The organism is Wenyingzhuangia gilva, assembly GCF_030519655.1.
GTDB lineage: Bacteria > Bacteroidota > Bacteroidia > Flavobacteriales > Flavobacteriaceae > Wenyingzhuangia > Wenyingzhuangia gilva.
In genome coordinates this window covers 262374-277139 of sequence record NZ_JAUMIT010000003.1, presented here as the reverse complement: position 1 = coordinate 277139, position 14766 = coordinate 262374, and the positions used below count along the sequence as shown (strand labels likewise).

Sequence of the window (14766 nt, the reverse complement as noted above, 5' to 3'; positions counted from 1 at the left end):
TTTTAAACACAACCAAACATATTTATTATCCCTGTATGAATACTTACTTAACTGATCAAAAAAATACATATTTTGTAAATTCTTTAAAAGATGGCCTTTTAATTATTATTGGAATTTTTTCTGCTTCTTTTGGGTTTAAAGGATTTCTTTTAACCAATGATTTTATTGATGGTGGAGCTACAGGAATCTCCCTGTTGATTTCAGCAGTTTCAGGAATCCCTCTTTACGTTTTAATTATTGTTGTGAATCTCCCTTTTATTTTTATGGGTTATAAAATAATGGGAAAACAATTTGCTATTAAAACAGCACTGGCCATTGCCCGATTGGCTCTTTGTGTTGCTTTTGTGTTGCTACTGTTCCTTTTCCTAATGTCACCAATGATGATTTATTAGTAGCTGTTTTTGGTGGATTTTTCTTAGGAGCTGGAATTGGGTTATCCATTCGTGGTGGAGCAGTGATAGATGGAACTGAAATTCTAGCGATTTATTTAAGCAAAAAAATTGGGACAACCATTGGTGATATCATCATCTTAATAAACGTATTAATCTTTTCAATTGCTGCTTATTTATTATCTATTGAAATAGCATTGTACTCTATGATTACATATATATCTGCTTCTAAAACCTTAGATTTTATTATTGAAGGTATTGAGGAATATATAGGTGTCACTATCATTTCTGCTAAAAACACCGAAATCAAAAAAATGATTACCGACAAATTAGGTAGAGGAGTCACTATTTACAATGGTCAAGGAGGATATGATAAAAATGGAGTAATTAATAAAATTGATATTCTTTACACCGTGATCACAAGACTTGAGCTAAGTAGATTAAACAATGAAATTGAAAAGATAGATTCCAAAGCATTTATTGTAATGAATAGTATCAAAGATTTAAAAGGTGGAATTGTAAAAAGAAGACCTTTACATTAACAATTAAAATCTTTATCAAGAAGAAATCCCCATGTATTTGAATATATGGGGATTTCTTTGTAAAATTAGTTTAAATCACTTGACTTTTTTGGCTAAATAAATTTTTGGCGATTTAGGAATTTTCATTCCTACTCCTAAATAAAAACCCGTATGTGCTGGTTGATTATACGCTACATTTTGCCACGCAATACTTGTTCTATACAAGGGATCATGCATTAAAGTAAATATTCTTTCTTTGGTACTATATGGAGTTGTAAAAAGCACCAAAGAAGTGTTGTCATCTGTTCTCCAAATAACTTCTTCTCTCCAATCCCCTAAAATATCTGCAATAATACATGGATTAGATTTTGTTCCGTTATTACTTCTTAAAGCCATACCATCATATCGAAAAGCTTCCAATAGAATATCTGTAGTTTGTGTTGAAGCATCCCATTTAGCAATGACAGTTTTATCAACCATTTCTCTTAACAAATCTCCATCCCACCAACCAAACATGTTCCAACTAGCACCTCTATGTGTTCTTGGATAAATTTCAGAAATTACTTCTCCTTTGATATTAAAAATTCCTTTTCCGTTTGACGACCACATCTCTGCCCCTAAATGATTAGGATCAATATCTGCAATCACTCCCCTACCAATATCCCCTCGACCAGGAGTACTCCAAAAAATATTTCCTGTTTTAGGATCCCTATAATCTACTTGTGGTACTCTAGGATTATTAGCTTCTTCATGAACCATAAAATATTCTAACCCCTCTCTTGCAGGATCAAAATCTCCTAAATGAATAGCATCACCATGACCTAAACGCGTGGTGTATAACCCTATTCCATCATCATCAATAGCACAAGAACCATATTGAATTTCGTCTTTTCCATCACCATCAACATCTCCTACTGTAACACTATGTGCACCTTGTCCAGCATAATGTTTATTTCCTTTATCATTAGAATCAAAAACCCAGCGGTTTGTTAATTGACCATCTCTATAATCATAGGCAGCAATAACAGTTCGTGTATAATATCCTCTACAAAAAACCAAACTAGGTCTATGTCCATCTAAATAAGCTACACAAGCCAAAAATCTATCTACCCTGTTCCCATAAGCATCCCCCCAGCTTTCTACATTTCCTCTTTGAGGAATATAATCTTGAGTAGTGATAAAAGCTCCTGTTTCTCCGTTAAAAAGACTTAAATATTCTGGTCCTTCTAACACATACCCTACTCTATTTCTATAATCAGCAGAAGCATCTCCTAATACTTTTCCTGTTCCATCTATCGTTCCATCAGCTGTTTTACAAGCAACTTCTGCTTTACCATCACCATCTAAATCATACACCATAAATTGTGTATAATGTGCTCCTGAACGAATATTGATTCCCAAATCTATGGTCCAAAAAACAGTTCCATCCATTTTTAAACCTTGTAGATAAGTTTTTCCTGTGTAACCTCTATGAGAATTATCATGGGCATTGGTCGGTGTCCATTTTAAAACAAAATCATAAACTCCATCACCATCTAAATCAGCTACTGAGATATCATTTGCTGTATATTTATAAGCCCTACCATCGGGTGAAACACCACCTTCTGGAGCAGTGATTGGAATTTTTTTATAAATATCATTCCAAACTTCTACGGATTTTGATTTTTTTAATTCTTTACCATCAACAATAGCTGCAATACAATAGTGATGATTTTCTGAAGTTTTATCAACAAAATTACTTGCTCCCGTGATAGGTTCTTTATTTAAAAGCGTACTGTCTCTGTAAACGTTATAAGTTGTATTTTCAAATTCGGTTCCTAAAATTCGCCAACTAATTAAAACTTCCTCATTATTCGTTCGAACAGCTACTGCTCCTCTATCTAAATCTTCCATTTGTTTTTGAGAAAAAACAGTTGTCGCTAATAAAAATAAGATAGAAAACTTTAGAAAAATAGATTTGAAATGAAGAATAGAGGAATGATAATTCATAAATTTTATAGATTAAAATAAATCTGTCTAAAATAAGACATGGGCAATTCTCAAATATAAATTTTAACATCCAAAAAAGTATCCTGCTCTATCTTGTAATGAAAACTTTATTTACAGGTCTTTATCTTTTTTAGCCAAACAAACAACTCATTCTTCTCTAGATTTTTCCTAAAAATTATGAAAATTTTAGCATCTTTACCTTATGCAATATCACACAAATTTCTCTCTTAAAAACCACAATACTTTTGGTATTGATGTAAAAGCTAAAAAATTTATTTCTGTTAAAACGTTACAGCAATTAAAAGATGTTTTACAAGAAAATGAATCTGTTTTTTTATTGGGCGGAGGTAGTAATATGTTACTTACCAAAGACATTGATAAAACTGTAGTTCATATAGATCTTAGTGGCGTAATTGTGAACAATGAGAATGAAAATACGGTTGAAGTAACTGCAGCTGCGGGAGAAAATTGGCATGAATTTGTTTTGTGGTGTATAGAGCAAGATTTTGGAGGTTTAGAAAACTTATCCTTAATTCCTGGAAACGTAGGAACTTGTCCTATTCAAAATATCGGGGCTTATGGTTTTGAAGTAAAAGACACAATTGTTTCTCTAGAAGCTCTGAATAAAAAAACGTTAAAAATTAAGACTTTTACCAATGCTGATTGTGAGTTTGGATACCGAAATTCTGTTTTTAAAAACGAGCTGAAAGATCAATATATTATTATTAACGTTACTTTTAAACTTACCACCAAAAATCATCAAACAAACACCTCTTATGGAGCCATTCAAGAGGAGTTAAAAAACATTAACAAGCCTAGTTTAAAAGACATTAGTAACGCAGTAATTGCCATTAGAAACAGTAAATTACCCAATCCTAAAGAAATTGGAAACAGTGGTAGTTTTTTTAAAAACCCTGTAATTGATGTTACACTATTTCAAAAACTTAAAGAAAAATTTTCTGAAATCCCATCCTATCCTATTTCTGAAACGCAAGTAAAAGTACCAGCAGGTTGGTTAATTGAAAAAGCAGGATTTAAAGGAAAACGTTTTGGCGAAGCTGGAGTGCATAGTAAACAAGCTTTGGTTTTGGTAAACTATGGAAACGCAACGGGTAAAGAAATTTTTGAAATCGCAAAAAAAATCCAGAGAAAAATCAAAACTGAATTTGAAATTCCTCTGGAAATTGAAGTCAATGTTTTTTAAAGTAATATTACTTTTCTAAATCGTTAGAAATTCTTGTTCCTACATATTCATCATTGATGATATCTAAAATGATGTTTTCTGTTTTACCGTTTACAATATAAGTAGGAATGTTATTTTTTGCAGATTTTTGAGCCACACTAATTTTTGATCTCATTCCTCCTCTACCTTCACCTTCCCCTTTTTTATTAGGCTGAATGTATTTATCTAAATTTTCGGTAGAAGTAACTTCTTCAATTAGTTCTGTTCCTTCATCACTTGGATTTCCAGTATAAACTCCATCAATATCTGTTAAAATAATTAGTTTATCAGCTTCTACCAATTCAGCAATTAAACTTGCCATTTCATCATTATCTGTAAACATGGTTGATGTTAGTGATACTGTATCATCTTCATTTGCTACAGGAATTACGCCTTCTTCTAACAAACCTTTGTAACAGTTTACCATATTATCACGGTGAACTCCTGGTTGAAAGTCTCTTTTGGTTGGTAGGACTTGCGCACAATTAATTCCAAAATCATGAAAAATATTATAATACAAACGCATCATTCTAGGTTGTCCTATAGATGAATAAACTTGTCTTCTAATAGATGGGTCTTTAATTATTGAAGGTCCCAAAACTTCTTTACCAGCAATAGCAGATCCAGAAGAAACCAAAATGGTCATAATATTACGTTCATATAAATCAGCAATTTGAGACACCAAATTTTGAAGCACTGGGCGAACAATTCTATTGTTCTTGTTTTTCATTACATTGGTTCCTACTTTTACAACTATTAATTGATCGTACATAAAATATTTTTTTGTTAAAATTTACACAAATTTACAAAAACTCATCCGTATAGACGGGAGATGTAACAAAAAATTAACACTGATCAATTATAAATCAGTCTTTTTAAAGCTACAAAAAACAACACTAATATACTCATTTTCAAAATATAAAACACAACAACTTTAACTTTCATATCTTTTTTAAATTTTATTGATATAAAAGCATATTTACTCTATAAAAACCGATTTTATCGATATTTTTCAAGTTTTACAAGTTATTTATACCCTAAAAAATTCTTAATCAATGATGTAATTTTTAATAAAAAAAACTACTAAAAACAAGAGCGCTTAATCTGTCATATATGAATTTAGGTTCCGCTTAAAAATTGTATATTTGTTAAAATTATTTTTCATGAAACTATTCTTAATTTCATTTGGTTTGTTAGCCTTGGCTTTTGCAGGAATTGCTATTAAAATATGGGGGAAAAAAGACGGAAAGTTCTCTGGAACTTGTGCTAGTCAAAATGCTAATTTTAATCAATCTGGTGAACCTTGTGGTTTTTGTGGTAAAATGCCAGAAGATTGCGAGAATAAATAATTTAATCTTCATAGCATAGGCCTTTATGACCATTCTACTTTTATCAATTTGTATACTGATTACTGTAATACATTTTGGTTATTACATTATTGTGTTTAACTTTTTTAATTTTTCCAAAACATCACAAAAAACAAAAAACACCATTCCTGTTTCGGTTATTGTTTGTGCTAAAAATGAAGAAGAAAATTTAAAAACCTATTTACCTTTTTTGGTCAAACAAAAATATGATGATTTTGAATTGGTGTTAATTAACGACCGTTCTTATGATGAAACTGCCACTATTTTTGAAGAATACGAACAAAAATATGATTTTGTAAAAGTAGTGACCATTCAAGAAACAGATTATTTTTATGGAAACAAAAAATATGCCTTAACTCTTGGAATTAAAGCTGCTACCAACGATTGTTTACTATTTACTGATGCCGATTGTAAGCCTAATAGTGACTATTGGATTCAAGAAATGGCCAATCAATTTACAGGAGACACTAAAATTGTTTTAGGATATGGAGCTCATCAAAACGTTTCTAAAAGTTTTTTAAACAAAATCATTCGTTACGAAACTGTAATGACCGCTTTGCAATATTTTTCTTTTGCCAAAATAGGCATTCCATACATGGGTGTTGGTAGAAATTTAATGTATAGCAAAGCTGTATTTCTAAAAAATAAAGGATTTCATCAACACATCAGAGTCATGTCTGGCGATGATGATTTGTTAATCAATCAAATTGCCAACAAACAAAATACAGACATTTGTTTTGATGAAAATTCGCATACTGTTTCTCCACCAAAAAAAGATTGGAAAAGTTGGGCTACACAAAAAAGAAGACACATTAGCACCGCTAGTTTATACAAACCGGTACATCAATTTTTATTAGGACTCTATACTTTTAACAGATTGTTGTTTTGGTTGGTCTTACCAGCAAGTCTTATTTATATAGAAAACACTAACTATCAATTAATTATTACCGGATTAATTGCAATTAAACTTATAAGTGAATATATTGTTGTGGGAATTGCATCAAAAAAGCTAAATGAGAAAGGTCTTTTTTTATTAATTCCTGTTTTAGATATTTGTTTGTTATTTTTTCAACTATACATTTTTCTCTACAATAAAATCAATAAACCTTATAAGTGGTCATGACCTCACAAGATATTTTATTTACCCATATCAAAGCTGCTAAAAAAGGAGATCAAACTGCTTATAATTATCTTTTAAATTTATATTGGAACGATGTTTTTACATTTTTACAATCTAAAATAAGTGATGATTCTATTGATGCCGAAGACATTACCATTATTACTTTTTCTAAAGCTTTTGATAAAATTGACTCTTATAATGATGATTATGGTTTTAGAACATGGCTATTTACCATTGCCAAAAATTTGTTGATTGATGAGTTAAGGAAACAGAAAAATGTAACCATTTCTTTACAAGATGAAAACAGAGAAGTTTATGCTTTGTCTGATGCCAATCCATCTCCTGAAGATAAAATCATCATAGAACAAAATTTAGCGGAGCTTAAAAGAAACATAAAAAAATTAAAACTTAAATACCAAAAAGTCATCAACCTAAGATACTTTCAGGACATGACTTATATTGAAATTGCCAATCACCTTGATGAGCCTATTAACAATGTTAAGGTGAAACTTTTAAGAGCTAAAAAATTATTAGCAGAAATTATTACCAACTCAGAAAATGACAATTAAGGAGAAAATTCAAGCCTTTGGCCCTGGATTATTATTTGCAGGAGCCGCTATTGGTGTATCACATTTGGTACAATCTACAAGAGCAGGTGCAGATTTTGGTTTTAGTTTGTTATGGGCTTTGGTAGCCGTACACATTGTAAAATATCCTTTTTTTCAATTCGGAGCTCGTTATGCCAATGCTACAGGAGAAAATTTATTAAGCGGATATAACAAACTACACAAAGGAACTTTAGTGGCTTATTATATCATCAACTTTGCTTCTATGTTTACCATTCAAGCAGCCGTAACGTTGGTCACAGCAGGTTTGGCGATGAATATTTTTGGATTTACAGGAAGCGCTACTACAGTCAGTATTATCATTACCTTAATTAGTGCCGTAATCTTATTAGTGGGTCGTTATCAGTTTTTAGACAAAGTGATGAAAATGATTGTTTTGACTTTAACCATTACGACTATTGGAGCCTTATTTATTGCTTCTTCTAAAAATACTACCCCCATTAATTTGACTCAAAAATTTCATTTTGAAGGCGTAGAAATGGCTTTTTTAATTGCCTTTTTAGGATGGATGCCCGCTCCTTTAGATGTTTCTATTTGGCAATCTTTATGGTCACAAGCCAAACAAAATCAATCCACAGAAAAAAGAAGTCTCAAAACAACTTTGTTAGATTTTAATGTAGGATATGTCTCAACTTTAATTCTAGGAGCATGTTTTTTAGGAATGGGAGCTTTGGTAATGTTTAATAGCGGAGAGGTTTTTTCTAACGGAGCTTTAGGTTTTAGCAAACAATTGATAGAAATGTACACCAAAAATATAGGAGGAACTGCTTTTATTTTTATTGCTGTTGCTGCATTTACCACCATGTTTAGTACCACAATTACTGCTTTAGATGCTTCTCCAAGAGCCATGCAAACCACGGCTGAATTGTTGAATTTTAAAACCACAAAACACGCTTATGCTTGGTGGATTTTATTCTTATCTATAGGAACTATTATTTTGATTTCCTTTTTTACAGATCAAATGTTAACCTTAATTAAAATAGCAACTATTTTAAGCTTTTTAACCGCTCCTTTCTTTGCTATTTTAAATTACAAGTTAATTACAAGTAAACATACTCCTGTAGCGTATCATCCAAAATTATTCTTAAAAATTCTCTCTTGGCTAGGAATTATTTTTTTAATAGGGTTTAGTGCATGGTATGTAACCACTTTGTTATAAATTTAAACCTTATGGAAAATAAAGTTGGACTTAAAGAAGCGATATCTATTGGAATTGGAGGTATGGTTGGTGGTGGAATTTTTGCTGTTTTAGGACTTGCTGTTTCTATTGCCAAAGGAGGAACTCCCCTAGCCTTTTTATTTGCAGGAATCATCGCTTTTATTACTTCATATAGTTATGCCAAACTTTCTTTAGTTTATCCTGACAAAGGGGGAACTGTAAAATTTATCAACCAAGCTTTTAACAAAGGCATTTTTAGTGGTGGTATTAATAATTTACTTTGGATTAGTTATATTATTATGTTGTCCCTTTATGCCTCTGCATTTGGTTCTTATGCTCCCAATTTATGGGAAATTACTACAAACAAAAATATAGATTTTCATATTTATGCGAGTGCTATTATCATATTAGCCACAGCGATTAACTATTATAGTATTGAGGTGGTGAGCAAAATTGAATCTTATGCGGTGATTATTAAACTTATCATTTTAATCGCTTTTATTGGGATTGGATTTTATGGAATGACCGTTGTGGATACTTCTAATCTGCATCAACTATCTCCAGAGAACTGGGAAAATCCTATTTATATATTAGCTGGTGGAATGGTGATTTTTGTGGCTTATGAAGGTTTTGAATTGATTGCCAATGCTGCTCCTGATATTATCAATCCTAAAAAAAACATAGCCAGAGCTTATTATTACTCAGTCCTTTTTGTGATTATTTTGTATATCATTATTGCTTGTGTAACCGTTGGGTCTTTACCTTTTGATGAAATTGCCACCGCCGAAGATTATGTATTGGCAGAAGCTGCAAAACCCATGTTAGGAAACACTGGATTTACCATTATAACCATAGCCGCACTAATTTCAACTTTTTCTGCCATCAACGCTTCTTTATACGGTGGTAGTAGAGTGAGTTATGAAATTGCTGAAGATGATGAATTGCCACACGAATTAACAGGACAATTATGGAACCAACCTATAGGATTGTTAATCACTTCTATTTTAACTTTAGTTTTGACTAACTTTTTAAAGCTAGAAAGTATTTCAACAGCTGGGAGTGTTGGTTTTTTATTGATTTTTGCCATGGTTAATTTATCTGGATATAAAATGGCAACCAAAACAAATAGCAAAAAATCCATCCCCTTAGTTGGTTTTGTTTTATGTCTTTTGGCTTTTATCATTTTATTAGCACAACAATTTAAAGGAAATTTAGAAGGAGTAATTGTTGCACTTTCAATTATCACTTTGTGTTTTGTTGGTGAATATTTATACAAAAAAAGAGAATCTCGTTAGAAGTTTCTTTATTCCCATAGTTATTACTTCATCCTATTCACTTTTTGTATCTTTACAGCCCAAAGAAAAACATATGAGTACGGAAGCAACTACATTTAAATCTGTATTACCAAATAAAGCACAAACAACTACAAATCCTGGTACTATTCCTGTTGGAAATAAAAAACCAGATTGGTTAAGAGTTAAGTTACCTGTTGGAAAAAAATACACTGAATTACGTGGATTGGTAGATAAATATAAACTAAACACTATTTGTACTAGTGGTAGTTGTCCTAACATGGGAGAATGTTGGGGTGATGGAACTGCTACTTTTATGATTTTAGGAAATATTTGTACTAGATCTTGTGGTTTTTGTGGTGTAAAAACCGGAAAACCAGAAACTGTTGAGTGGGATGAGCCTGAAAAAGTAGCACGTTCTATTAAAATTATGAGCATTGAACATGCTGTATTAACCTCTGTTGATAGAGATGACTTAAAAGATGGTGGTTCTATTATTTGGGCAGAAACCATTGCTGCCGTTCGTAGAGCCAATCCAAACACTACAATGGAAACATTAATTCCAGATTTCCAAGGAGACACCAAAAACATTGATAGATTGATTGCTGCTGCTCCTGAAGTAATTTCTCACAACATAGAAACCGTTCGTAGACTAACTCGTGAGGTGCGTATACAAGCACAATACGACAGAAGCTTAGAAGTGTTAAGATACATCAAATCACAAGGACAACGCAGAACCAAATCTGGTATTATGTTAGGTTTAGGAGAAAAAAAAGAAGAAGTTTTTGAAAGCTTAAGAGATTTAGCAAATGCCAACGTAGATGTTGTTACTTTAGGACAATATTTACAGCCTAGTAAAAAGCACTTACCTGTAAAAGAATACATTACACCAGAGTTATTTAAAGAATACGAAGTATATGCAAAATCTTTAGGATTTAAACATGTAGAAAGTTCTGCTTTGGTAAGATCTTCTTATCATGCAAAAAAACATGTTAACTAACTTTTTGGCACGATACTTGATAAACCATATAATATAAAAAACATCATAGTTTTTTTCATAGTTTAGATAGTTTAGTTAGTTTGAAAAAACCTCCATCCCCAATGGAGGTTTTTTTATGCATCAAAATCTAGTAAAAAATCGATTTTATTTTATCCCAAAAAGTAGTTCTTGGCACACTAATTGAATATCTATATAATGTAAAACAAAATAGTTTTTCATAGTTTAAATAGTTTAGTTAGTTTGAAAAAACCTCCATCCCCAATGGAGGTTTTTTTATGCATCAAAATCTAGTAAAAAATCGATTTTATTTTATCCTAAAAAGTAGTTCTTGGCACACTAATTGAATATCTATATAGTGTAAAACAAAATAGTTTTTCATAGTTTAAATAGTTTTAGTTAGTTTGAAAAAACCTCCATCCCCAATGGAGGTTTTTTTGTGGATAAAGATCTAGTAAATAATTGATATTATTTTATTCTAAAAGTAGTTCTTGGCACACTAATTGAATATCTATTTAATGTAAAACAAAATAGTTTTTCATAGTTTAGATAGTTTTAGTTAGTTTGAAAAAACCTCCATCCCCAATGGAGGTTTTTTTATGAGAATTTTACAGATTTAGCAGGACTAATTCTTGTAATAATATAAGAGGGAATCAACATCATTAAAACACATAAAATAAGTGTTCCTAAATTTAAAATCAAAACTTGTACAAGTGTAATATATACTGGGGCTACATGCACATAATAATTTTGAGGATCTAATTCTATAAACTTAAACTGATATTGCAAATAAATAATTAGCAATCCGGCAATATTCCCGATTAATAAACCTCTACCTATAATGTAAGAAGCATTGTACAAAAATATTTTACGAATAGACCAACTCTTTGCTCCTAAGGTTTTTAAAACCCCTATTAACTGTGTTCTTTCTAATATTAATACTAGCAAAGCAGTAATCATATTGATTCCTGCAACAATCACCATAATAATAATGATGACGGCTATGTTTCCATCAAACAATTGTAGCCATTCAAAAATTTGAGGATATTGTTCAAATAAACTTTGACTATCTAAGGTCACATCAATCTCTTGATAAATTTCTTTTGATTTGCTATCAATCTCATTAAAATCATTTACAAAAACTTCAAAACCACCTACCTGATTATCGGTCCATTTATTTAAACTTCTAATTTGATTGATATCTCCAATCATGATATTTTTATCAAACTCTTCAAAACCAGTATCGTAAATTCCTGCAATTTTAAAAACTCTCCTATTTGGCATGGTATTAGGATCTTCTTTGATAAAAAAAGTTTCAAAAGTATCATTCAATTTAAATTGCATTCTATCAGCAATTGTTTTAGAAATTAATACTTCTTTAGAAATCTTATTACTAAAAACAGGTACTTTTCCTGTCACCAAATATTCTTTAAAAAAAGACCAATCGTAATCTTTATCAACACCTTTTAAAACAACACCTTCAAAAGTATTCTCGGTTCTTATAATTCCTGCTCTGGTAGCAAAAACCTGAACATGCTTAATTCCAGAAACATTAGTAAATTTTGGATAAAAATTTTGATGAATATTTATTGGTTTCTGTGTGGTTTTAGATTGATTGTTGTCGTAATTACTAATTACTACATGACCATTAAAGCCTGCAACTTTATCTCTAATTTTTCTTTGCAGTCCAATTCCTGTAGCAATAGAAATTAACATCATCATCATACCCAATGCTATAGCTATAATTGCTATTTTTATAATGGGAGATGAAACACTATTTTTATATTCCTGAGACCTAGTTAGTCTGTTAGCTATAAATAATTCGAAATTCAAATGCTTATGCCTTTTAAATTGGTTTTCAAAAATACATTTTTAATTCTTGTATTTTTCTCCTTTACCACACTATCCTCATGTAAAGCTCAAAATAAATCTATTAATAAAGAAATTTTGGTAGCAGCTAACAGAACCAATAGCTATTTACCCTTGCTTAAAAACCATAAAATTGGTGTGGTTGCCAACCAAACTTCTGTGATTTTTAAAAAAGACGGAAATACTCATTTGATTGATTCTTTGTTATTACTAAACATAAAAATAAGTAAAGTTTTTTCTCCAGAACACGGATTTAGAGGAAAAGCTGATGCTGCTGAAAAAGTAGACAATAGTATAGATGTAAAAACAGGTTTGCCTATTATTTCTTTATATGGAAAGCATAAAAAACCCACTGATGAAGATTTACAAAATTTAGATTTGGTAGTTTTTGACATTCAAGATGTAGGTGTAAGATTTTATACTTATATCTCAACCCTACATTATGTAATGGAAGCTTGTGCCGAAAATAACATTCCATTAATCGTTTTTGATAGACCCAATCCAAACGGACATTATGTTGATGGTCCAGTATTAAACCCAACATACAGTTCTTTTGTAGGGAAACATCCTGTTCCATTGGTATACGGAATGACCATTGGTGAATATGCCAAAATGATTCATGGAGAGCAATGGTTAAACAATGGCATTCAGTGTGATTTAAAGGTGATTGAGTTAGAAAACTACACTCATCAAAATACTTATCATCTCCCTATAAAACCATCGCCTAATTTACCTAACGATAAAGCTATTAACTTGTATCCTAGTCTTGGTTTTTTTGAAGGAACGCCTATCAATGCTGGTAGAGGAACAAAATATCAATTTCAACAATACGGTAGTACTTTATTTCCAAAAGCTAATTTTAGTTACACACCTCAACCCAATGATGGAAGCAAACATCCTAAAGATGAAAATAAATTATGTTATGGAGTTGATTTAAAAAATACGCCACATTTAAACAAAGTAAATATTGAATGGTTGGTTGATGCTTATCAAAAATATCCAAACAAAGAAAAATTCTTTGGTGCTACTTTTACCATTCATGCCGGAGATACAATTTTAGAACATCAACTAAAAAAAGGATTTACAGCCAAAAAAATTGAAGATAGTTGGCAATCTGAAATTGAAAAGTTCAAACTAATTAGAACTAAATATTTACTCTACCCTTTATAATTTTAACAATTCTTCTCCTTTAGTGTAGAAAGTTTCTTTGTTAATGTTTTTAATTATAATTAAAATAACTGCCGTAATAGGAAGTGCAATAACCATTCCTACAATTCCCCATAATTGTTCCCCTATTAATAAAGCCAAAATAGCCAACATTGGATTGATGTTTATTTTATCTCCAACTATTTTTGGTGTTAAAAAATTTCCTTCTATAAATTGAATTACTCCAAACATTACTAATATATAAAACAAAGTCTCAGGATCACCTTGTGTAAATAAAGAAACTGATAACACTAATAAACCACCTATAATTACACCAATATATGGAACAATGGTAAATAGAGCTGTTATAACTCCTAAAGCAATTGCATATGGAACCCCTAAAATTAATAAGCTTAAGGAGTTTAAAACGGCTAATATTAACATTACAATCATCATTCCTTTCAAATAATCCTGAATAATAATTGAAACTTCTTTAATAACCGGAGATGCTTTTATTTTTAAAGGTGTTAAAATCTTTTTAACATAGTTTATAATGTTGATTTTATAATACAACAGAAAAAAGACATAAATAGGCACTATTGATAAATAAACTAAAAAATCACCAATATTATCTAATACAATTTCAAAAAAATCAGTTCCTGAATTTAAAAATGTTTCTGTAGCATTGTCTATTTTCTCATTTACTTTTACATTTCTAATCCCTAAATTATCTTCTAATAATTCTTCTACTGATTTGGTTACAATAACCATTTGCTCACTAATATCAGGGAAATCTTCGTAAAAACTTAATATTTGTATTGTTAAAAGGGAAAGTACACCACTTATAAGCGAAAACAAAACCAATAGTAATTTAATGGTAGAGGCAAGTCTGTTTTTGACAAAATGATTTATTTTTTCAAGTGCAGGATTTAAAACAAAACTTAATAAAATTGAAACAACTAAAGGAGCTAATACAATTTTAGCTTCTTTTAAAATAAATACACAGGCTAACAATAAAAAAATTGAATAGGCTCCATATCTTATATAATTAATTTTTAATAGTTTCAAT

14 protein-coding genes are annotated in these 14766 nt (G+C 30.6%); 10 read left to right on the top strand and 4 right to left on the bottom strand.

The window, feature by feature from the left end; translation table 11 throughout:
- Positions 1-35 precede the first annotated feature (35 nt).
- Together QVZ41_RS08230 and QVZ41_RS08225 are read left to right on the top strand one after the other, a co-directional pair.
- Positions 36-392 carry a YitT family protein gene (locus QVZ41_RS08230; RefSeq protein ID WP_302884081.1) on the top strand — a complete coding sequence of 119 codons (357 nt, stop codon included), beginning with the start codon at positions 36-38 and terminating at the stop codon, positions 390-392.
- A complete protein-coding gene (locus QVZ41_RS08225) occupies positions 332-931 on the top strand; it encodes a YitT family protein (protein WP_302884080.1) in 600 nt (199 codons plus the stop codon). Before QVZ41_RS08230 ends, QVZ41_RS08225 begins: the two co-directional genes overlap by 61 nt.
- Positions 932-1006: 75 nt before the next feature.
- On the opposite strand, the gene QVZ41_RS08220 is transcribed toward QVZ41_RS08225, so the two are convergent.
- The gene (locus tag QVZ41_RS08220; protein WP_302884079.1) at positions 1007-2899 is read right to left on the bottom strand and encodes a rhamnogalacturonan lyase; all 1893 of its coding nucleotides are present in this window, start codon (positions 2897-2899) and stop codon (positions 1007-1009) included.
- 202 nt (positions 2900-3101) lie between these two features.
- Here QVZ41_RS08220 and murB point away from each other — a divergent pair, with 202 nt between their 5' ends.
- Entirely contained in the window at positions 3102-4103 is a 1002-nt protein-coding gene (gene murB / locus QVZ41_RS08215; RefSeq protein WP_302884078.1) for a UDP-N-acetylmuramate dehydrogenase, read from the top strand.
- 7 nt (positions 4104-4110) lie between these two features.
- On the opposite strand, the gene proB is transcribed toward murB, so the two are convergent.
- Complete coding sequence (proB, locus tag QVZ41_RS08210; RefSeq protein ID WP_073120701.1) at positions 4111-4893, bottom strand: glutamate 5-kinase; 783 nt, start codon at positions 4891-4893, stop codon at positions 4111-4113.
- A gap of 391 nt (positions 4894-5284) precedes the next feature.
- On the opposite strand from proB, the gene QVZ41_RS08205 reads away from it, so the two are divergent.
- The 6 genes from QVZ41_RS08205 (at position 5285) to lipA (ending at position 10685) form a co-directional block, all read left to right on the top strand.
- The gene (locus QVZ41_RS08205; protein ID WP_302884077.1) at positions 5285-5470 is read left to right on the top strand and encodes a membrane or secreted protein; all 186 of its coding nucleotides are present in this window, start codon (positions 5285-5287) and stop codon (positions 5468-5470) included.
- Positions 5471-5495: 25 nt separating this feature from the next.
- Entirely contained in the window at positions 5496-6611 is a 1116-nt protein-coding gene (locus QVZ41_RS08200) for a glycosyltransferase (protein ID WP_302884076.1), read from the top strand.
- The gene (locus tag QVZ41_RS08195; RefSeq protein ID WP_302884075.1) at positions 6608-7177 is read left to right on the top strand and encodes an RNA polymerase sigma factor; all 570 of its coding nucleotides are present in this window, start codon (positions 6608-6610) and stop codon (positions 7175-7177) included. Before QVZ41_RS08200 ends, QVZ41_RS08195 begins: the two co-directional genes overlap by 4 nt.
- Positions 7167-8393, top strand: coding sequence for an NRAMP family divalent metal transporter (locus QVZ41_RS08190; RefSeq protein ID WP_302884074.1), 1227 nt, complete (start codon positions 7167-7169; stop codon positions 8391-8393). Before QVZ41_RS08195 ends, QVZ41_RS08190 begins: the two co-directional genes overlap by 11 nt.
- Positions 8394-8404: 11 nt before the next feature.
- Entirely contained in the window at positions 8405-9688 is a 1284-nt protein-coding gene (locus QVZ41_RS08185; RefSeq protein ID WP_302884073.1) for an APC family permease, read from the top strand.
- Positions 9689-9761: 73 nt separating this feature from the next.
- Entirely contained in the window at positions 9762-10685 is a 924-nt protein-coding gene (gene lipA / locus QVZ41_RS08180) for a lipoyl synthase (protein ID WP_302884072.1), read from the top strand.
- Between the two features lie 594 nt (positions 10686-11279).
- On the opposite strand, the gene QVZ41_RS08175 is transcribed toward lipA, so the two are convergent.
- The gene (locus QVZ41_RS08175; RefSeq protein ID WP_302884071.1) at positions 11280-12515 is read right to left on the bottom strand and encodes an ABC transporter permease; all 1236 of its coding nucleotides are present in this window, start codon (positions 12513-12515) and stop codon (positions 11280-11282) included.
- Positions 12516-12521: 6 nt separating this feature from the next.
- Between QVZ41_RS08175 and QVZ41_RS08170 the strand changes: the two genes are divergently transcribed.
- Positions 12522-13721, top strand: coding sequence for an exo-beta-N-acetylmuramidase NamZ family protein (locus QVZ41_RS08170; RefSeq protein WP_302884070.1), 1200 nt, complete (start codon positions 12522-12524; stop codon positions 13719-13721).
- Here QVZ41_RS08170 and QVZ41_RS08165 read toward each other — a convergent pair.
- A complete protein-coding gene (locus QVZ41_RS08165; protein ID WP_302884069.1) occupies positions 13716-14765 on the bottom strand; it encodes an AI-2E family transporter in 1050 nt (349 codons plus the stop codon). The two genes, QVZ41_RS08170 and QVZ41_RS08165, sit on opposite strands and share 6 nt — an antisense overlap.
- Position 14766 lies beyond the last annotated feature (1 nt).

Bases quoted from the DNA above. Each gene is read 5' to 3' on its own strand.
- QVZ41_RS08230 (WP_302884081.1), top strand. From the start codon at position 36: ATGAATACTTACTTAACTGATCAAAAAAATACATATTTTGTAAATTCT.
- QVZ41_RS08220 (WP_302884079.1), bottom strand. From the start codon at position 2,899: ATGAATTATCATTCCTCTATTCTTCATTTCAAATCTATTTTTCTAAAG.
- murB (WP_302884078.1), top strand. From the start codon at position 3,102: ATGCAATATCACACAAATTTCTCTCTTAAAAACCACAATACTTTTGGT.
- proB (WP_073120701.1), bottom strand. From the start codon at position 4,893: ATGTACGATCAATTAATAGTTGTAAAAGTAGGAACCAATGTAATGAAA.
- QVZ41_RS08205 (WP_302884077.1), top strand. From the start codon at position 5,285: ATGAAACTATTCTTAATTTCATTTGGTTTGTTAGCCTTGGCTTTTGCA.
- QVZ41_RS08200 (WP_302884076.1), top strand. From the start codon at position 5,496: ATGACCATTCTACTTTTATCAATTTGTATACTGATTACTGTAATACAT.
- QVZ41_RS08195 (WP_302884075.1), top strand. From the start codon at position 6,608: ATGACCTCACAAGATATTTTATTTACCCATATCAAAGCTGCTAAAAAA.
- QVZ41_RS08190 (WP_302884074.1), top strand. From the start codon at position 7,167: ATGACAATTAAGGAGAAAATTCAAGCCTTTGGCCCTGGATTATTATTT.
- QVZ41_RS08185 (WP_302884073.1), top strand. From the start codon at position 8,405: ATGGAAAATAAAGTTGGACTTAAAGAAGCGATATCTATTGGAATTGGA.
- lipA (WP_302884072.1), top strand. From the start codon at position 9,762: ATGAGTACGGAAGCAACTACATTTAAATCTGTATTACCAAATAAAGCA.
- QVZ41_RS08170 (WP_302884070.1), top strand. From the start codon at position 12,522: ATGCCTTTTAAATTGGTTTTCAAAAATACATTTTTAATTCTTGTATTT.